This is a genomic window from Pseudomonas sp. RW407 (assembly GCF_003176655.1).
Classification (GTDB): domain Bacteria; phylum Pseudomonadota; class Gammaproteobacteria; order Pseudomonadales; family Pseudomonadaceae; genus Pseudomonas; species Pseudomonas delhiensis.
Genome location: NZ_QGSL01000091.1, coordinates 877,991 through 895,516, shown reverse-complemented (window position 1 = coordinate 895,516; position 17,526 = coordinate 877,991). Strand labels below are relative to the sequence as shown.

Sequence of the window (17,526 nt, the reverse complement as noted above, 5' to 3'; positions counted from 1 at the left end):
CACCGATGCCCGGCGGTTCGCGCGGCCGGGGCCAATCGCGGACGGAGTCCGCTCCTACGGATGCGAGAGCTACCGTGCCTCACAGTGATCTGTAGGAGCGGGCCCTGCCCGCGAATCGCGCGCAGGGCGCGCTCCTACAGGGCTCCTCCCATCGCCATGGCCGCATGGGTTTCGCCAAGGCTCAGCCCATCCCACGAAGAGCGCTGCCAGCCGGTGGCGTAGGAGCGGACTCCGTCCGCGATTATCCGTCGCCGGAAACGCCCCTCTCAGGAACTGCTCGGTGATTATTTGTAAATGCTAATTATTTTTATTTACAACATATTTACCCTTACATACCATTTTGCCGACGGAGAAATCCCTCTCCGATTTCCTACGTAAACAAGAATCGCAGCCGGCCCCTGCCACGGCCTCATGCGGCTTTCATCCGACCAGGACCCTGCAAAATGAGACAAGTAGTATCCAGCGCCCTGCTGCTAGGCCTCTCCACCCTCCCCCTGGCTATCCAGGCCGCGGCCAAGGATGACCGCGTGGACCTCGGCGCCACCGAGGTGCTCGGCACCCAGGACGCCGCCGCGGCCGCCACCACCGAAGGCAGTGGTTCCTACACCACCAAGGCCATGCGCACCTCGACCAAGATCCCCATGTCGATCCGCGAGACGCCGCAGTCGGTCAGCGTGGTGACGCGCCAGCGCATGGACGACCAGGGCATGAACGACCTCAACGACGCGGTGAAGGGCGTTACCGGCCTGACCGTGCAGCAGTACGGCCCGGCGCGGGTGAGCTATGCCTCGCGCGGCTTCGACGTCGACAACATCATGTACGACGGCCTGCCCACCAGCATCTCCACCTACACCCAGGACGTGATCTCCGCGGCGGACCTTGCGATGTTCGACCGCGTCGAAGTGGTGCGCGGCGCCACCGGCCTGATGCAGGGCGCCGGCAACCCGGCGGCGGCCATCAACATGGTGCGCAAGCGCCCGACCCAGGACTTCCACATGAGCCTGGAAGGCAGCGCCGGCACCTGGGACCGCTACCGCAGCGAGGCCGACGTCTCCGGCCCGCTGAACAGCGAAGGCACCCTCCGCGGCCGCGCCGTGATGGCCTACCAGACCAAGGACAGCTTCCAGGACTACGTCAGCAGCGAGCGCGGCGTGCTCTACGGCATCACCGAGGCCGACCTGAGCCCGGACACCACCCTGGCCATCGGCGCCTCCTACCAGGACGACAACCGCAACGACAACTGGGTGGGCCTGCCCGCCCCGCTGGGCGGCCGCCACCTGGACCTCAAGCGCTCCGACTACTACGGCGCCGACTGGTCCTACTGGGATACCAAGACCACCCACCTGTTCAGCGACCTGACGCACCGCTTCGACAACGGCTGGCAGATGAAGCTGGCGGCCGACAAGCTATGGGCGCGCATCAACATGCTCGGCCTGTACAACAGCTGCTACTACACCCAGGACTGCCCGACCATGACCCAGGGCGCCGGCAAGTACGACTACACCGACGACCACGACAGCTACGACGCCTTCGCCAACGGCCCCTTCCAGCTGCTGGGCCGCGAGCACGAGCTGGTGGTGGGCGCCAGCTACCGCCAGGAACGCTTCGACGGCCACGGCGGCTGGGGCGACCTGTTCAAGAAGGACGGCACGCCCCTGGGCGCGATGGACCCGACCCAGTGGGACCCGACCTCGACCCTCAAGCCGAACATCGACATGAACCTGTGGGGCATGAAGCTCGACCAGGAGCAGAAAGGCACCTACGTCACCACCCGCCTGAACATCGCCGACCCGCTGAAGGTCATCCTCGGCGGCCGCCTGGACTGGTACGAGGCCGACGCCCACGGCGACACCGACGTGTTCAAGGTCACCCGCAAGGTCACCCGCTACGCCGGGGTGATCTACGACCTCAACGAAACCTACTCGGTCTACGCCAGCTACACCGACATCTTCAAACCGCAGGACACGCTGGACGCCAGCGGCAACGTGCTCACCCCCATCACCGGCAAGAACTACGAGATCGGCCTGAAGGGCGAGCACTTCGGCGGTGCGCTGAACTCGCAGATCGCGCTGTTCCAGGTGGACCAGGAAAACCGCGCCACCGACGACACCAGCAGCCCCAACCCGTGCCCGGCCAACCCCAGCTCCTTCGACTACTGCCAGCGCGCTTCCGGCAAGGTGCGCAGCCAGGGCGTGGACATGGAGCTGAGCGGCGCGTTGACCGACAACTGGCAGGCGATGGCGGGCTACACCTACGTCGACGCCAAGTACAAGCACGACGCCGATGAATCCAACGTCGGCAAGCCCTTCGACCCGAGCAAGCCGCGCCACCTGTTCAAGCTGGCCACCACCTACAACCTGCCGGGCGACCTGCACAAGTGGCGCGTGGGCGGCAACCTGACCACCCAGAGCAAGACCGAGGACAACGAGACCGGCTTCCAGCAGGGCGGCTACACCGTGGTCGACGCCATGCTCGGCTACAGGGTCAGCGAGAACATCGACACCCGCGTCAACTTCAACAACATCTTCGACAAGTACTATTACAGCGGCATCAGCTTCGGCAACCTGAACTACGGCGAGCCGCGCAACCTGATGTTCAGCGTCAAGTACTCCATGTAACGCCAGGAGCAAATGTCTTGCAGGCTGCTCTTCGTAGGCGCGAGCTTGCTCGCGCCTACGAGAGGCCGTGCTCGCTCGTACCCTGATCCGCGGTCAGCGATACACGCCGGCCTGCCGGCCGGATCGCGGATAAGATCCGCTCCTACGGTTTGGCCCCTTGCACCGTGCCTCCCTGTAGGAGCGGGCCCTGCCCGCGATTCGCGCGCAGGGCGCGCTCCTACATGGGAATGGCGGCGTAGGAGCGGATCTTATCCGCGAATCACGCCGATACCTCCGGCTATCGCAGACAAACTCCGCTCCCCGGCATCACCGCCGCTCCCGTTCACGGCCGCCGCCCTGCCCCGCGGCGAGCTATCGGCTCGCCGTCCAGGCGCGGCTTGTAGAACAGGAAGTGCTCGGTGCGCGCCGTCCTCAGGTAGGTTCTCGCCCAGGACGGCCTGACATGGCGGTCGTGGAAGTACAGCGCGCCATCGGTACGGTCGCGCAGTTGGCGGTTGAGCGCCTGGCGGGCGATGTCGCGGGCCAGGTCGTAGCGTTTTTCCTCCACCACCTGGTCGGGACGCCCGTCGCACCACCAGGAGAACTGGCAGCTCTTCTTCTCCGAGCCCTGCTTGACCACGGCGCAGACGGTGTCCGGGAAGTCCTTGCTGGCCACCCGGTTCATCACCACGTTGGCCACCGCTTCCATGTCCCCGCGCGAGGCGCCCTTGGCCTCCCAGTAGACGGAGCGGGCCAGGCAGGTGATGGCGTCGTCCAGCGGCGCCTCCCCGGCCGGGTCCACGGCGCGGGCCTCACTGCGGGTGATGGGCTTGACCTGGGCGGCCGTCCCGGACGCCCCCTGCTCGGCCGCCTGTTCCTCGAGCACCTCGGCCTTGTTCTCCGCCACCGCGGCCTTCTGAGCGGCCGGCCCGGCGAATGCCGGGGCGCCGAACAGCAAGGCGACGATGCACGCTACCCTGACTGTCCAACGCATATCGACCTCGCTCGCCGACACCTGACGCGCCGCGACGATTCGCGGCAGTTGGCCGGCTGCATACGGTCTGTAGACCGCCCCATGCCCCGATCATTCCCATTGATTTCGCCGCAGCCCGCGGCTGGCGCGGCCTGTAACGCAACGGCGGGGGCTCGCGAAGGCTCTGGGGCGACGGTAGGCAGGTTCCTCAACCCAGGAAGGCGCACACCTGCGCCAACACCTCGTCGGCCTTCTGCCGATGCGGAACGTGGCCGCAGTCCGCCAGCAGCTTCATGCTGGCTGGTCCGGCGGCGTGGGCGACGAAGCGCTCGGGGTGGCGGGCCGAGCCGAACTCGTCCTGCTCGCCGTGCAGGCACAGCAGCGGGCATTGCAGGCGCGCCAGCTGGGCATCCAGGTTCCAGTCGGCGAAGGCCGGCGACAGCCAGGTATCCACCCAGGCCCGCAGCACCCAGTGGGCCTTGTCGCCATGGTATTTCGCCAGGCGATCCAGTTCGCCCGGCCGGGCGAAGTCACGCTCGGCGGCACGGATACCTTCCAGGGTGCGATCCTCGACGAAGGCCTGGGCCGACTCCAGCACCAGCGCCTCGCAGGCCGGGCCGAAGGCCGCCGCGCAGCCCACCGCCATGCCGCCACCGACGCTGTGGCCGAAGGCGACGAAACGCTCCAGGCCCAGTTGCTCGCGCAGCGCGGCGAAGCCCTGCTGCGCCTCGTCCTCGACGAAACCCCGCGACAGCAGCACCGGATGGGCATCGGACTGGCCGAAGCCCAGGCGGTCATAGGCGATCACCTCGCGCCCGCTGGCCCGGGCCAGTTGCCCGGGGAACTCCCGCCACAGCGCCACACAGCCCAGGGAATCGTGGAACAGCACGATGGGCGCCGCCACGGCGACCCCGGCCGGCGTCCAGCGCCGGGCGAAGAGCCGGCCGTGCGGGGTATCGATCCAGTGTTCGCGGGTGCTGACCGCTTTCATGGCGCTGGCTTCCTCTTTTCGTCCGAACCCGGCCGCCGCTCGGGAGCGGCGGCATGCTGAAGGGACACGCTTTTAGGCCGTCGGCGGGAAGAATGCAACCCGGGAGCGCCTTCGATCCAGAGCGGCTGGCTGTTCCCGCTTCCGATAGCCACGTCACCACCCTGGTGCATTTCGCCATCCCCGGCACCGCACCAGCGATGTAGACGCCGCCCATGCCGGCCATCCCTTCGTCGCAGGAGAGGCTTTACAGGAATACTGTATGTGCATACAGTATTTTCCACAGTACCCGTCAGCCACTTCCCAGACACCAGGGGGACACCATGCACGCCGACACCTACCAGCAACTCGCTGCCCGTGTTAACGCCCAGATCGCCGCCCATGACGCCCGCCAGCGCCCCGGCCTGACCCTGCAGCGCGTCCCCGGCGACGACGCCAAGGCCTGGGAACGGGTGCTGACGGAACTGCGCGGCACGGACAACCTCACCGTACTGCCGCTGCGCGACGGCGCGGTGCGCCTGGCCTGGCACAGCTGGCTGGACTGAGCCGGGTACTGCGGCAGACCAGGTCGGTTATCGCCGGGCAGCTCTCCTGCGGCAGCCTTTTACGGGCCGCGCCGCCGCAGCCATTCGTCCACCACCTCGCCCATGGTCGCCGGGGCGCCGCTGCGTATCCAGGCCATGAAGGCGCGATCGAAACGGAAGCCCTCGCCGCACTGCTCGCGCAGGAAGCGGCGGACGTTCTGGGTGTTGCGGTAGCCCGGGTCGACCGGGGTCTGCCGGGTGATCGGCTGGCTGTGCCAATCGAAGCTCATGGGGCCACTCCCTGGTTGCGGCATGAAGGGAACCAGCCTGCCATGATGTGGCGTGGCCAGCCAGGCTCCGTACCGCGCCAGGGGCGATATGCGTTGCTCGGATGGCATGAGAAAAGCCCCGCTTGTGGTAGGGCCCCGATGAAGGCGAAGAGCATCGCCCGGCGGTCGTGGCACCGGGCGATGACATGCCGGCCTGGCATGGTTTCCAGCGTCGAACCTGGTGGGTTGCGTCGCCCCGCCGGCCTCCTGCCGGCGGTCTTCCTGTTCATCGGTGCGATCCACCGATGTCCATGAAACGAAGCGGATCGTTAGAACCTGTAGCCGAAGCCAACTGTCAGCATGTGCAGTTCCCCACCGGCTTCCACGCCCTCGCTCGCGCCTGTTCCCCTGGTGATGTGGCGGAAGTCGTACATGTAGGCGCCGCTCACCTCGAGCTCGTCGGACAACTGGTAGGTGAAGCCCAGGTGGGCGCTCTTGGGCTGGTTGCACGGCGCAATGGAGATCAGCGTGGCCTCCCGGTCGGGGACCTGGTGATTGGCCAGGGAGACCCCCGTGCGCAGCTGAAGGCGCTCGCTGTACCTGTAGTTCACCCCGAAGCGGAAGACGTTCTGGTCGCGCCAGCCAAAGCCCGGGCCATTGCCGGCGCCCGGCGCTCCGCCTTCGGTCAGTGAGTTGGACAGGGCGCGCTCGCGGCTCCAGTCGATCCACAGGTAGTCGAAGGCGAAGGTCCAGGCGCCCAGGTCATAGGCCAGCCCCAGGCCCGCCTGCTGCGGCATGTTCAGGCGCCCGGCGGGGATGATGTCCTCATGGGCGTCGAGCTTCTGGAACCAGACGGGCGACGAGTAAGTGAGGCCCAGGCGCAGGCCCGGTGCGAGCGTTCCCAGGTAGCCGATGCCCAGGCCGGCGCCCAGGGCATGGTCCCGGTCGTTGGTCGCGCCGAAGTTCTCCAGGCCGTGCAGCATCAGGCTTTCGTAACCGAGCTTGAGCGACAGCCCGAAATAGTGCCCGGGCTGGAACTCATAGGTGGCCGTGGGCGCGACCAGCACCTGGGCCAGTTCGGACTTCACGTTGGATGTCCCGAAGGCCGGGATGGGTTTGCCGTAGTCGATGCCCGCGCCATATCCGGACACCGAAAGGCCGAGGGTGATATCCGGGCGGTACTGGTAGTTGGCGCCGAACCCCGGGACGAACACCAGGACATCGTCGCTGTTCTTCGCGCCATGCACGTCCGAGCGCAATTGCCCGGCCGTTGCCGTCAGGCTGCCGTCCACCCGCGAGCCGACGGCGCCCATGCCGGCCGGGTTGTTGACCGCCGCCAGCGCGTCGGTGGGGTTGGCGATGCCCGCCCCGCCCATGCCCATGGCCTGCACGCCGTAACCGGCGTACTGCGGCCCGTTGGAGGCCTCCGCCTGGGCCGAGAAGATCGCCAGGCACGCAAGAAAAACTCGAACAGACCCACTCATGACCCTGACTCCTTGTATTTGTTTTGCTCAGGTCGACACCGCATCGCCCGCTTGCGGGCAAGCCGAACCCCTGGCGCCTGCGTCGCGGCAGGCGCCATTGGCGGGGTTCGCGGGGTGTAAAAAGAGGACAGGCCCTAACCGAGAGCCCGCCTCACGCTCGAAAAGCGGGGGTCAGGGACGGCCTGCGCCCTTGCCGACGGCCACGCGGGTGGTGAAGATCGTGGTTTCGGTGCGCAGGTTGACCATGGCATCGAAGATGTTGTCGCCATCGACCTTGGTGGCGACGAGGAACAGCGTCTTGCCGTCCTCCCCACCCAGGGTGCTGGCGATGCACTCGTAGCCCGGCATCGTGATGCGGTCGGTGATCACGCCCTGGCTGTCGATGCGCATGAACTGCTCCGCGCGCAGCATGCTCAGCCAGATGCCGCCTTCGGCGTCGATGGACACCCCGTCGATGCAGCCGCGCTTGTGGGCGCGGTCGTCGGCGCTGGGGAACACCTGGGTCATGTCCAGCAGGACACGGCGGTTCTCCAGGCGGCCATCGACGATATCGACCGCGCTGATGCGCTCGACGAAGGTCTCCACGAAGACCAGGGTCTTCTGGTCAGGCGTGATCACGATGCCATTGGGGAAGTTGCAGTCCTCCACTCCCACCGAGATTTCGCCATTGGGCTCGACGATCACGATGCGGCCCGGCTTCAGGCCCTCGCCCTCGAAGACCCGTGCGCCGACGTCGTCGACATAGATGCGCCCGCTCTGGTCGATGACCATGTCGCCGACATAGCCGGTATACACGTCGGACAGGTCCGCGTAGAGCTCGAGGCCTTCAGGGGTGTAGCGGTACAACCGGGTGTCGTGCATGGAGCTGAGGATCAGCTCGCCATTGGGCAGGAAGCCCAGGCCATTGGGCTTGTTCGGCATCTCGGCGATGACCGTCTTGTTGCCGGCGGCATCGATCGCGTACACCTTCTTGCCCAGCATGTCCGAGATGTACAGCGTGCCGTCCCGCCAGCGCGGGCTTTCACCGAAGTACAGGCCGCTGGTGAGCACGTTCAGTTGGTGTTGTTTTTGTTCTACCGACATTTCGCATACCACCTTCGTTGTTTGTGTTTTATCGAGGAAGGCCCCGGGGTTGAGCAGAGCCTTCGGTGCACGCTTGAGCGCCGTTCGGACATCCTGTCCCGGTGGCGCCTACCGGCCGGGTCAGGCGATCTCGAACAGCCCGGCGGCGCCCATGCCGCCACCGACGCACATCGACACCACCACGTAGCGCGCCTTGCGGCGCCGGCCTTCGAGCAGCGCATGGCCGACCTGGCGGGCGCCGGTCATGCCATAGGGATGGCCGATGGCGATGGCCCCGCCGTTGACGTTGCACAGCTCGGGGTCGATGCCGAGCTGGCGCTGGCAGTACAGGGCCTGGCAGGCGAAGGCCTCGTTGAGCTCCCACAGGTCGATGTCCCGGATGCGCAGGCCGTGCCGCTTGAGCAGCTTGGGAACGGCGAGCAGCGGGCCGATGCCCATCTCTTCGGGCGCCAGCCCGGCCACCGCCATGCCGCGGTAGATGCCCAGGGGTTGCAGGCCGTGCCGCTCGGCGAAGCGCCGGTCCGCCAGGACGCAGGCGCTGGCGCCGTCGGACAGCTGGCTCGCGTTGCCGGCCGTGACGCTGCCACCTTCCAGCACCGGCGCCAGGCTCGACAGGCCCGCCAGGGTGGTATCCGGCCGGTTGCCTTCGTCCTGCCGCAACTCCACCGCCTGCAGGCGGGTGACGCCGGAGGCCTTGTCGACCACCCGCTGGAAGGCGCTGACGGGCACTATCTCCTCGCGGAACAGCCCCTGCTCCTGCGCACGCGCGGTGCGCATCTGCGAGGCGAAGGCGAATTCGTCCTGCGCCTCCCGCGGGATGCCGTACTTGCACGCGACGAACTCGGCCGTCTGCAGCATGGGCATGTAGGCATGGGGAGCCGCCTGGACGACCGCGCCGTCCTGCTCGTCGGCAACCCACTGGAAGTAGCGCTGCTGCACGGCGGAAATGTTCTCCTGCCCGCCGGCGGCGACCACGTCCATGCCATCGACGATGATCTGCTTGGCAGCCGTGGCGATCGCCATCAGCCCCGAGGAGCATTGGCGGTCCAGCGTCTGGCCGCTCACCGACAGCGGCAGCCCGGCGGCGAACACCGCGTTGCGGGCCAGGTTGGAGCCAGCCGTGCCGGCGGCCAGGACGGTGCCGATCACCACGTCGTCGATCAGGTTCGGCTCGACGCCAGCACGTTCGACTGCATGGCGCAGAGCATGCCCCATCAGGCTGGGCGACTTGACGTCGTTCAGGGCCCCGCGCATGGCCTTGCCGATGGGCGTGCGCGCGGTGGAGACGATCAGCGCCTCACGCATGGTCCGCTCCCGCCCGCGCCGGGTAGCGCCCGGACAGCAAGGCGCCGGCGCCCGGTACGAAGGGCTCCAGCCCCAGGTGGTCGAGCATCCGCCGCACCGTGCACACGGCCGTCGAAGTCACCGGGATGCCCAGGGCCTCCTCGGCCAACTGGATAGACGGCAGCGACTGCATCTGCACGCAGGCCGACAGCACCACCACGTCGACGCCCCGGGTATCGAGCTGCTTCACGTCCTCGAGCAGCAGTGCGGGATCGCGCCTGCCGACCTCCAGGTTGTCCGGAATCTCGAAGGCGATCGAATCGACGACCTCGATGCCCTCGCTCTCGATGTATTCCACCACGCGGTCGCACAGCGAGCGCATGTAGGGCGCGAGCAGCGAGACCCTCCGCGCGCCCATGAGCTTCAGCCCCTCGACCAGCGCCCCCGCCGAAGTCATCACCGGTGCCTGGCAATGGTTGGCCCGGGCGATCGCGGTCAGCTCCTGCTGGACCTGGCGGTGGTAGCCGTTGCCCATGGCCATGATCGCCACCAGGCAGGCCGTGCTCATGACATCCACCCGCGCATCCGCCAGCTCGGCGGCGCAGCGCAGGGCCTCGCGGTTCATCGCCTCCAGCTCTTCGCGGGTGACCTTGTGCATGCGCATCCGGCTGGAATGGAAGGTGAAGCGCTCGGGACGGACCAGCTGGCGGGCACCGAGCATCGCCGGGATTTCCGTCTCCATCGTGGTGTTGGAACTGGGCACGATCTGGCCAATTCGATAGGTAGCGGTCATGGACGAACCCCTTCGGCAGAAATCTGGTGTTGCTGCAGAACCTCGCGCAATGCCTGCGGGACACTTACGCCGCGGCGTTCCGCCGGCGCGATGCAGACCGGCGAGAAGACGCCCTCGAAAGCCAGCCTGCCGTCGGGCAGGTGGGCATGGGCCAGCAGGTCGAAGCTGCGTTCGCGTATGACACCCACCTGGATGCGGATGTCGACCACCGCGTCTGGCGGCAGGCTCACGTGGAAGGTCAGCGCCATGTGCTTGCAGGGCAGGCCGACGTTCCCCTCGCCCGCCGCCCCCGGGCCCCAGCCGATATGGCGGTAGAAGTGCATGACCGCGCCGATCAGGTACTCGCTGAAACGGCCGGTGAAGGCGACCCCGGCGGGGTCGCAATCGATCCAGCGCACGGTCCGCCGCACCGTGAAGGGCGAATGGCCGACGACGACCTCGATGCTCTCGTTCATGCCGCGCTCCCGGTCTTGCCCAGGCGGGCCATCAGCTCCGGGTACTCGCGCCGCAGCCGCTGGTCATCCACCCGGCCGGTGCGGGTCATGAAGCGGTAGACGAATTCCTCGGGCGAGTAGCTGTCCATCCACTGCGCCATGCGCTCGTACCAGAGGTAGGAACGCTCGGACGCCAGGATAAGCTTCTGCTTGCTGGGCTTGTGGTTGCGCTCGTAGGCGGCCAGGCCCGCCAGGGCGTCCTCGCCGCACCCCAGCAGCGCCCGCGCCAGGGCGATGGAGTCGTTCATCGCGATGCGCGTGCCGGAGCCGATGGAGAAGTGCGCGCTCGCCAGGGCGTCGCCCACCAGCACATGGCGGCCATGGGCCCAGCGGGCGTTGCGAATGACCGGGAACTGGCGCCACACGACACGGGCGTCGCCATCCATCAGCGGGGCCCCCTCCAGCTCGGGCGCGAAGATCTTCTCCATCAGCGCCAGGCGCTGCGCATCGCTGAGGCTGCCGAGGTTCAGGCGCTGCCAGGTGGCGTCGTCGCACTCGGCGACGAAGGTGCTCATCTCGTCGCTGTAGGCGTAGTAGTGCGCGACGAAATGCCCGCCTTCGTACTTGCGGAACACCAGTGCCGAGGCGTCGAAGACTTTCGGCGTGCCGTACCAGGCGAAGTGGTTGCCCAGAGTGCTGGTGGTGGTGCCGAAGGCCTGCTCGAACTCCCGGCGGATCACCGAGTTGACGCCATCGGCGCCGACCACCACATCCGCGTCGTCCAGCCCCAGCCGGGCGAGATCGGCCGTGCCGTCGATACGCTGCCGGTAGTGCACCACCACCCCGGCCTCCTCCGCCTGTTGTTCGAGGATCTGCAGCAGCCGGAGCCTGGGAATCGCGCCTCCCTTCACCGGGAGGCGGATGTCGATCGGCGTTTCCGCCTGCACTATCACCTGGTGCTCGTGTTGCGTGGTGGCGGCACAGAGCGCCTCGTAGGAAGCGACGTCCGCATCGCGCAGCTGCTGCAGGCCGGTATCGGCCAGCACCACGCCGAAGCCGAAGGTCGCGTCCGCCGCATTCTGCTCGATGACTTCCACCTGCCACTGCGGCGCGCCACGCTTGAGCAACAGGCCGAGGTAGAGGCCGGACGGGCCCCCGCCGACGATTGCCACCTTCATCACTGCTCTCCGCGGCTGATCTGCAGCCGATAGCGATCGAACTCGGTCACCTCGCCGACGAAGCCGCCGGTCAGCGCGGCATTCCATAGTGCTGGCACGAAGCCCAGCTTCTTGCGCTCGAAGACCAGCGCGTCTTCGGTGCTGATCTTCCAGTAGCCGTTGTCCAGGTTCTCGACGCTGAACTCCGGGGCCTGCCCGGCGGCCTCGAGCAGGGGGCGGAACTCCGGCGCATCCAGCACGAACAGGGCGACACCTTCCGTGCAGCCGGGGTCGATCCCGTTGGCCTTGGCCAGCCAGACCTGGTCGATGCTGGTGAAGCCGGTCTCCCCGGCCCTCAGGCCATCCTCGAGGGCCATGGCGGCCTCGAGGGTGCGGGTGGCGTCCTGCGCATCCAGGGCGTCCATGGGGCGCTCCTGGATGGTGATCTCCAGGTAATAGCCGTTCGGGTCGTTGAAGTAGATCGACTCGATCAGCTCGTGGCGGATCTGGAAGATCAGCGGGATGCCCTGGCTTTCCAGGCGGTCGCGCCATTGCAGCAGCTCTTCGCGGGTGTCCACGCGCCAGGCGGTGTGGGTCGCCTCGTAGCGGTAGTCCGCCACCGGCCGGGTGTAGTCCGGCTGCTCGGTGTTGATGTAGTAGAAGAAGGCGATGGTGCTGTGGTTGCCGCTGTCGAAGAAGAAGTGCAGGAAATCGGGGTGGTTGGACGGGCCCCAGCCGCGCGCCGATATGGCGTGGACCAGGGGCAGGCCCAGCTTGTCCCGGTAGAACTCGACGGTTTCCCGCAGTTTCCAGGTCGGCCTGGCGCTATGGTGGACGCCCTTGAGGACGGGCTGATCGGTTGCCATCTGACGTACTCCTCTGAACCGTATTTCAGTTCGCTTGTTGTGCCCGCTCACGCTCGACGTTCGCCTTGACCAGCTCGCGCAGCTTCTCCTTGCTGAGCTTGCCGGAGGCGGTCAGGGGGAAGGCGTCGAGCACTTCGATGCGTTCCGGCCACTTGAACTTGGCCAGACCGTAGTCCTGGAGGAAGGCGCCCAGCTCGGCGACGCTGGGCACGGGGAAGCCATTGCGCAGCACGATGGCGGCGCACAGGCGCTCGTCGAACACCGGGCATGGGTAACCGACAGCGGCCACTGCGGCCACGGCCGGGTGGCCCGCCACGGCCATCTCCACTTCTTCGCAATTGATCTTCTCGCCGCCACGGCTGACCAGGTCCTTCAGGCGGCCGCAGAAGACGTAGTAGGTCTTGCCGTCGACCACCTTCGTGTACATGAGGTCGCCCGAGCGGTAGTAGCCGTCGCGGGTGAAGGTCTCGCGGTTGCGCTCTTCTGCGTTGTAGTAGCCGTGGATGGTGTACGGGCCCTTGAATGCGGGCTCGCCAATTTCACCGGGCTTGGCGTCTTGCTCGGTGCCCGGCACCAGGATGCGGATCTCGTCGAACTCGGAGACCGGACGACCGTTCGTGGTGTCGTGCGCTTCGGCGGCGTCATCCTTGTGAGTGAGCGTGATGACTCCCTCGGTGATGCCGAAGATGTTATGGGTGCGTACGCCTAGCAGCTTTTGCAGCTTGGCAGCGCTGTTGGCGACGATCACGCCGCGAGCGTTGGACAGGTCGACCCGGCCTTCATGAATGGCAGACTCGAGACGGGCAATGATCGGCCCGCCCAGCATCAACCATGTCGGCCGGGTCGAAGCGATCAACGAGATCAGGGTTTCCGGCTGCAGGTTGGGGGCCACCGTGACGGTGCCACCGGTCATCAGGAACGGGCCGAAGCAGCAGCCCATGTTGAGGTTGTGGACCATGGGCTGCGGCATGAACAGCACGTCGTCGGGCTGGTAGTCCAGCCAGCGGGCGACGGCCCGCATGTTGTAGAGGTATTCGTTGTGGAAGCGCGGGATGATCTTCGGCACCCCCGTGGTGCCGCCGGACAGCTGGAATACCGCGACCTGGAAGGGGTCCAGTTTCACGTGTTGCAGCAAGGCCTCGGCCTCGGCCAGATCGGTGTCGGCAATCAGGGCATCCTGTACCAGCACACCCTCCTGCGGCTCGCCGCGAACCTGCATGATCAGCCTCAGGGACGGCGCCACATCCTGCATCTTGCGGGCAAACGCGACGCTGTCGAATTTTTCGGGCTCATCCCCTTGAACGATGTGCAATCTGGCCTCGCCATGGTTGGCGAGGTAGCCGATTTCACGCTCGCGGTGAGCGGCCATGGTGCAGATCGGAATCAAGCCGGCCTTGAGGCATGCGAAGAAGGAGATCACCAATTGCTCGCTGTCGCGCAACTGATAGATGACACGATCCAGGGGCTTGAGCCCCTGCTTCAGGAGGGCACCTGCCAGGCGGGAGGACAGCTCATCGAGCTCGCGGTAGGTGATTCGGAGCTCCGGCCCGAGCAGCGCGACGTTGTCCGGATGCTGACGAACGACTGATTTCAGCCCGTCAACAAGGGTTTCGTAACCCAGCGCCCCTCCCGCCACGTAGCGGTCGAGTTCGCTCTGCTTCGGATAGACGACGCCAGGAATGGGCGCGGCTACCCGGCGCAGCCGTTCGCCCTGGGAGGAGGCGCCGGCAGAGAGGGATGAAGTTTCGTTTTTTGTAATTGTCATGGCTGCACGCTCTTGTTGTTTTCAGAAGTTTTCTTGAAGCCACCGCCTCAGGTGTCCGCCGGCGACGAGCTGTCCGGATACCTCGCCCTCCTCCAGGGCCTGGCCATGGTGATTGCCACGCACGCGGTGACGTTCCTTGGCCGAAGCCGGGATGGCATCGAAGATCGCGTCGACATCCGCGGGGAATACGCAGTTGTCGCCGGTGTATTCGACGAGCAGCGTCGGCTGTTCGATGGCATGGGCGCACCTGGCCAGCGAGGCGTTGGACGACAGGCCGGACCAGGTCGAGAGCCAGGACTCCGGCGTCACGATGCGGCCGAAGCCGACGCTGCCCAGGTTCGAGACGAAGGGGTCGCTGCCCCAGAGCGAGCCGACGTAGCGGTCCGACGGGTCGAGGGAGGTATCCCAGCAGCGCAGGTCGGCGTCGGTGCGCCACACCTGGAAGATCGGCCCATGGCTAGCCAGGGCCTTGTCGCTGCGCTCCCGGCCCGACTTCAGCCGGTCACGTGCGGCCTGGCGGCGTTCGACCAGTTGCCTGGCGAAGGCATCGATGCGCGCCACCCGCTGGCGCTGCGCGGCCCGGTAGCGCTCGATGAACCCGGCGGCGTAGCTGGAGGAATCCGGCGGCAGGCGGAAGCCGTTGGCCTCGCTGAACGGGTCCAGGGCCGGGTCGACGGAGAAGGGATCGGCCTCGTCGACCACGGAAGGGTCCAGGGCATTCATCAGCAGCACGCCCTGCCCGGGATGGGGCGACACCAGGGCGATGCCATCGGCCACCGGGAAATCCGCCGTGCCGAATTGGCTAGGCCGCCCCGCCGGCGTCTTCGCGATGCGCCGTTCCGGCGCGCATTGGGCCTGCTGGTTGTAGTAGGCGAACAGCCCCGCCCCGCCCGAGTTGCCGAGCAGTACGATGGTCTGGAAGCCCATTGAGCGCAGGTGGCGCATCCCGGCGGCAACGTCGTACAGCGCGAACTCGTGTTCGAGGCGCAGGTCGTTGCCGATCGAGCGCGCGCCCTGGACCCAGCAGGCCCAGCCGGCATCCAGCACATCCGGGACCAGATAGTGGGTCACCACCAGTTCCCGGGGATGCATGATGAAGACGACCTTGCGCTCTCCCCCTCGGGAAAACAGCACGCCCAGCGCACCCTGGCCATCCTGGGTGACCAGCGGACAGGGGGTCGAACTGAACGGCTCGGCCATGCGCTCCGGCCGCCACGACGCACCACGCAGGCCCGCAGTGACCGCCACCTTCTTGTTGTTGGAATCAGCCGCCATGGGCCCTCCTGAGTGATGCCGGAAATCCTTCGATCGATTAATTGAGATACGCTCAATTAATGCTCGAGACAAGGCTAGGGCAAAAATTGAGATGGTGTCAATTGAGTGTAGTGAAAATTTTTCCGCACCCTGAAAACGCAGGAAGGCCCACGGCGGATCCGACCGATCAGTGGCCCCGATACCCGCCAGGGCCGGCGGCCGCCCTCACCCCTCGTTTGAGCGGCGGGAACGCCAGGTGGTAATCTGAGAGAGTGTCAATTAAATCCAAGGGAATGCCTGGATGTCGGACGGTACCGAAACAGCTGCAACACCCAAGGCGCCGCGCAAACGCGCGGGCCGCCGCCCCAAGAGCGACCAGGACGTCTCGCGGGAGGCGATGATCGACTGCGCGATCCGCATCGCCCGCAGCGAGTCCCTGACGGAAGTCAGCATGGTCAGGATCGGCAAGGAACTTGGGGTGGCGGCCGGCATGGTCCACTACCACCTGGGCAGCCGCGATGAACTGATCAGCACCGTGATCAACGCCGCCTTCAAGGAGCGCGTGCAGTTGCTCCCGGCGCCGACCGGGAACTCGCGCGAGGACATCGCGGCCGTTGCCCGCTCCTCGCTCGCCACCATGGAGCGCTGGCCAGGGCTGGCCACCTACATCCTCACGGAGAACAAGTTCCGCCTGTTCCAGCGCGTGCAACCCGGCGAGACCGACTACGGCCTGGCCTACTTCGACCATATCGGCCGAATCCTCGAACGGGCCGGCCTGGCCGGCCCCTTCGCCGCCATGGCCTATCACCTGCTGATGCTGTTCGTCACGGTGATAGCCGCGGAGAAGGAAAACCACCAAGCCCCCCACTCCCACGGCGATTTCATCGGCGGCTACCTGGCCAGGTTCGCCACCGACGCCTACCCGGGCGCGGCATTCCTGGCGGCGCCTTTCGTCAACGTCGACAGCGCCAACACCTTCGATGCGGGCCTGGAGCTTCTGCTGGATGGGTTCGACGGCTGGCGCGCGGGAGGGGCGAAAGGCAGGTGAGCCCGGCAGCCACCGCCGGGCCCTGCTTCGCCTCCCCTACAAGCTACCTTTGACCGCCTCCAGCCCCGGCCTGCCATCGACGGTGGCGACGTCCTTCAGCCAGGGCGCCAGGGCGTCCGGGTTCTTCCTGAGCCAGGCCCGGGCGGCGTCCTCGGGCTCCATCTTGTCGTCCAGGATGGAGCCCATGATGGTGTTCTCCATGTCCAGCGTGAAGCTGAGGTTCTTCAGCAGGCGACCCACGTTCGGGCATTCGTCCACGTAGCCCTTGCGGGTGCTGGTGTAGACGGTCGCGTCGCCGAAGTCGGGGCCGAAGAATGCGTCGCCGCCGGTGAGGAAGCGGATCCTGAAGCGGGTGTTCATCGGGTGTGGCTCCCAGCCCAGGAAGAGGATCGCGTTCTTCCGGCGGATGGCCCGGTCGACCTGGGACAGCATGCCCGACTCACTGGAAGCCACCACGCTGAAGCCGGCGTCCTTGAGGCCGAAGGCATTCTGCTCGATGGCCTTGAGCACGGCGTTGTTGCCGCCGTCGCCCGGTTCCAGGCCGTAGATCCTGCCGTTCAGCTCGTCCTTGAATTTCGGGATGTCGGCGAAGTCCTTCAGGCCCCGGTTCCACAGGTCTTCCGGCACGGCGAGGGTGTACTTGGCGTGCTGCAGGTTGGCCCGCACGATGTCGATGGTACCGGCTTCGCGGTAGGGCTTCAGGTCCGGCTCCATGGTCGGGATCCAGGTGCCGAGGAAGACGTCCATGTTCCGGCCTTCGGCCAGCGCCTTGTAGGTCAGCGGTACGCCGAGCAAGGTCACCTTGGTCTTGTAGCCCAGCCCCTTGAGCAGGGTGTTGGCGATGGCCGTGGTGGACTGGATGTCCGTCCAGCCGGGGTCGGACATCCGCACGGTCTGGCACTGTGCGGGCTCCGTGGCCTGGGCCAGAACGGGAAGACCGGCCAGCGCGCCCAGGAACAGGAACGATGCAGCTTTCATCTGATGAACCCTCAAGGCAGTGGTTGTCG

General features: G+C 66.6%; 16 protein-coding genes. 3 read left to right on the top strand and 13 right to left on the bottom strand.

The features are described 5' to 3' along the window. Nucleotides 1-443: 443 nt before the first annotated feature. The gene (locus DK254_RS16495) at nucleotides 444-2,618 is read left to right on the top strand and encodes a TonB-dependent siderophore receptor (protein WP_109934612.1); all 2,175 of its coding nucleotides are present in this window, start codon (nucleotides 444-446) and stop codon (nucleotides 2,616-2,618) included. Nucleotides 2,619-2,940: 322 nt separating this feature from the next. Here the strand turns inward: DK254_RS16495 and DK254_RS16490 are convergent, their stop codons facing one another. Both DK254_RS16490 and DK254_RS16485 read right to left on the bottom strand, forming a co-directional pair. Beyond that, complete coding sequence (locus DK254_RS16490; protein ID WP_109934611.1) at nucleotides 2,941-3,591, bottom strand: cell wall hydrolase; 651 nt, start codon at nucleotides 3,589-3,591, stop codon at nucleotides 2,941-2,943. 187 nt (nucleotides 3,592-3,778) lie between these two features. Then, entirely contained in the window at nucleotides 3,779-4,561 is a 783-nt protein-coding gene (locus DK254_RS16485) for an alpha/beta fold hydrolase (protein WP_109934610.1), read from the bottom strand. Nucleotides 4,562-4,881: 320 nt separating this feature from the next. On the opposite strand from DK254_RS16485, the gene DK254_RS16480 reads away from it, so the two are divergent. Then, nucleotides 4,882-5,103 carry a DUF1654 domain-containing protein gene (locus tag DK254_RS16480; protein WP_089391266.1) on the top strand — a complete coding sequence of 74 codons (222 nt, stop codon included), beginning with the start codon at nucleotides 4,882-4,884 and terminating at the stop codon, nucleotides 5,101-5,103. Nucleotides 5,104-5,162: 59 nt separating this feature from the next. Here the strand turns inward: DK254_RS16480 and DK254_RS16475 are convergent, their stop codons facing one another. The 10 genes from DK254_RS16475 to DK254_RS16430 form a co-directional block, all read right to left on the bottom strand. Next, the gene (locus DK254_RS16475; protein WP_109934609.1) at nucleotides 5,163-5,372 is read right to left on the bottom strand and encodes a DUF6434 domain-containing protein; all 210 of its coding nucleotides are present in this window, start codon (nucleotides 5,370-5,372) and stop codon (nucleotides 5,163-5,165) included. Between the two features lie 308 nt (nucleotides 5,373-5,680). Then, nucleotides 5,681-6,835: an OmpP1/FadL family transporter gene (locus DK254_RS16470; protein ID WP_109934608.1), complete on the bottom strand. Its 1,155-nt coding sequence runs from the start codon at nucleotides 6,833-6,835 to the stop codon at nucleotides 5,681-5,683. A gap of 171 nt (nucleotides 6,836-7,006) precedes the next feature. After that, nucleotides 7,007-7,918, bottom strand: a complete 912-nt coding sequence (locus tag DK254_RS16465) for an SMP-30/gluconolactonase/LRE family protein (protein ID WP_109934607.1) — start codon at nucleotides 7,916-7,918, stop codon at nucleotides 7,007-7,009. Nucleotides 7,919-8,038: 120 nt separating this feature from the next. Beyond that, complete coding sequence (locus tag DK254_RS16460; RefSeq protein WP_109934606.1) at nucleotides 8,039-9,223, bottom strand: acetyl-CoA C-acyltransferase; 1,185 nt, start codon at nucleotides 9,221-9,223, stop codon at nucleotides 8,039-8,041. Beyond that, nucleotides 9,216-9,995, bottom strand: a complete 780-nt coding sequence (locus DK254_RS16455; protein ID WP_109934605.1) for an aspartate/glutamate racemase family protein — start codon at nucleotides 9,993-9,995, stop codon at nucleotides 9,216-9,218. Before DK254_RS16455 ends, DK254_RS16460 begins: the two co-directional genes overlap by 8 nt. Next, nucleotides 9,992-10,450, bottom strand: coding sequence for a thioesterase family protein (locus DK254_RS16450; protein ID WP_109934604.1), 459 nt, complete (start codon nucleotides 10,448-10,450; stop codon nucleotides 9,992-9,994). The genes DK254_RS16455 and DK254_RS16450 overlap by 4 nt, the downstream gene beginning before the upstream one ends. After that, nucleotides 10,447-11,607, bottom strand: a complete 1,161-nt coding sequence (locus DK254_RS16445; protein ID WP_109934603.1) for an FAD-dependent monooxygenase — start codon at nucleotides 11,605-11,607, stop codon at nucleotides 10,447-10,449. The genes DK254_RS16450 and DK254_RS16445 overlap by 4 nt, the downstream gene beginning before the upstream one ends. Beyond that, entirely contained in the window at nucleotides 11,607-12,452 is an 846-nt protein-coding gene (locus DK254_RS16440) for a VOC family protein (RefSeq protein WP_109934602.1), read from the bottom strand. Before DK254_RS16440 ends, DK254_RS16445 begins: the two co-directional genes overlap by 1 nt. 25 nt (nucleotides 12,453-12,477) lie before the next feature. Beyond that, entirely contained in the window at nucleotides 12,478-14,217 is a 1,740-nt protein-coding gene (locus tag DK254_RS16435) for an AMP-binding protein (protein WP_109934601.1), read from the bottom strand. Between the two features lie 21 nt (nucleotides 14,218-14,238). Further along, complete coding sequence (locus DK254_RS16430) at nucleotides 14,239-15,492, bottom strand: alpha/beta hydrolase (RefSeq protein ID WP_177412069.1); 1,254 nt, start codon at nucleotides 15,490-15,492, stop codon at nucleotides 14,239-14,241. Nucleotides 15,493-15,772: 280 nt separating this feature from the next. Here DK254_RS16430 and DK254_RS16425 point away from each other — a divergent pair, with 280 nt between their 5' ends. Further along, the gene (locus DK254_RS16425) at nucleotides 15,773-16,519 is read left to right on the top strand and encodes a TetR/AcrR family transcriptional regulator (RefSeq protein WP_109934600.1); all 747 of its coding nucleotides are present in this window, start codon (nucleotides 15,773-15,775) and stop codon (nucleotides 16,517-16,519) included. 36 nt (nucleotides 16,520-16,555) lie between these two features. Here DK254_RS16425 and DK254_RS16420 read toward each other — a convergent pair whose 3' ends face one another. Beyond that, nucleotides 16,556-17,497 (bottom strand): choline ABC transporter substrate-binding protein, encoded by a 942-nt coding sequence (locus DK254_RS16420; RefSeq protein ID WP_109934599.1) that lies wholly within the window; start codon nucleotides 17,495-17,497, stop codon nucleotides 16,556-16,558. Nucleotides 17,498-17,526 lie beyond the last annotated feature (29 nt).

Bases quoted from the DNA above. Each gene is read 5' to 3' on its own strand.
- DK254_RS16450 (WP_109934604.1), bottom strand. From the start codon at position 10,450: ATGAACGAGAGCATCGAGGTCGTCGTCGGCCATTCGCCCTTCACGGTG.
- DK254_RS16455 (WP_109934605.1), bottom strand. From the start codon at position 9,995: ATGACCGCTACCTATCGAATTGGCCAGATCGTGCCCAGTTCCAACACC.
- DK254_RS16420 (WP_109934599.1), bottom strand. From the start codon at position 17,497: ATGAAAGCTGCATCGTTCCTGTTCCTGGGCGCGCTGGCCGGTCTTCCC.
- DK254_RS16475 (WP_109934609.1), bottom strand. From the start codon at position 5,372: ATGAGCTTCGATTGGCACAGCCAGCCGATCACCCGGCAGACCCCGGTC.
- DK254_RS16435 (WP_109934601.1), bottom strand. From the start codon at position 14,217: ATGACAATTACAAAAAACGAAACTTCATCCCTCTCTGCCGGCGCCTCC.
- DK254_RS16460 (WP_109934606.1), bottom strand. From the start codon at position 9,223: ATGCGTGAGGCGCTGATCGTCTCCACCGCGCGCACGCCCATCGGCAAG.
- DK254_RS16495 (WP_109934612.1), top strand. From the start codon at position 444: ATGAGACAAGTAGTATCCAGCGCCCTGCTGCTAGGCCTCTCCACCCTC.
- DK254_RS16485 (WP_109934610.1), bottom strand. From the start codon at position 4,561: ATGAAAGCGGTCAGCACCCGCGAACACTGGATCGATACCCCGCACGGC.
- DK254_RS16440 (WP_109934602.1), bottom strand. From the start codon at position 12,452: ATGGCAACCGATCAGCCCGTCCTCAAGGGCGTCCACCATAGCGCCAGG.
- DK254_RS16480 (WP_089391266.1), top strand. From the start codon at position 4,882: ATGCACGCCGACACCTACCAGCAACTCGCTGCCCGTGTTAACGCCCAG.
- DK254_RS16490 (WP_109934611.1), bottom strand. From the start codon at position 3,591: ATGCGTTGGACAGTCAGGGTAGCGTGCATCGTCGCCTTGCTGTTCGGC.
- DK254_RS16470 (WP_109934608.1), bottom strand. From the start codon at position 6,835: ATGAGTGGGTCTGTTCGAGTTTTTCTTGCGTGCCTGGCGATCTTCTCG.
- DK254_RS16465 (WP_109934607.1), bottom strand. From the start codon at position 7,918: ATGTCGGTAGAACAAAAACAACACCAACTGAACGTGCTCACCAGCGGC.
- DK254_RS16430 (WP_177412069.1), bottom strand. From the start codon at position 15,492: ATGGCGGCTGATTCCAACAACAAGAAGGTGGCGGTCACTGCGGGCCTG.
- DK254_RS16445 (WP_109934603.1), bottom strand. From the start codon at position 11,607: ATGAAGGTGGCAATCGTCGGCGGGGGCCCGTCCGGCCTCTACCTCGGC.
- DK254_RS16425 (WP_109934600.1), top strand. From the start codon at position 15,773: ATGTCGGACGGTACCGAAACAGCTGCAACACCCAAGGCGCCGCGCAAA.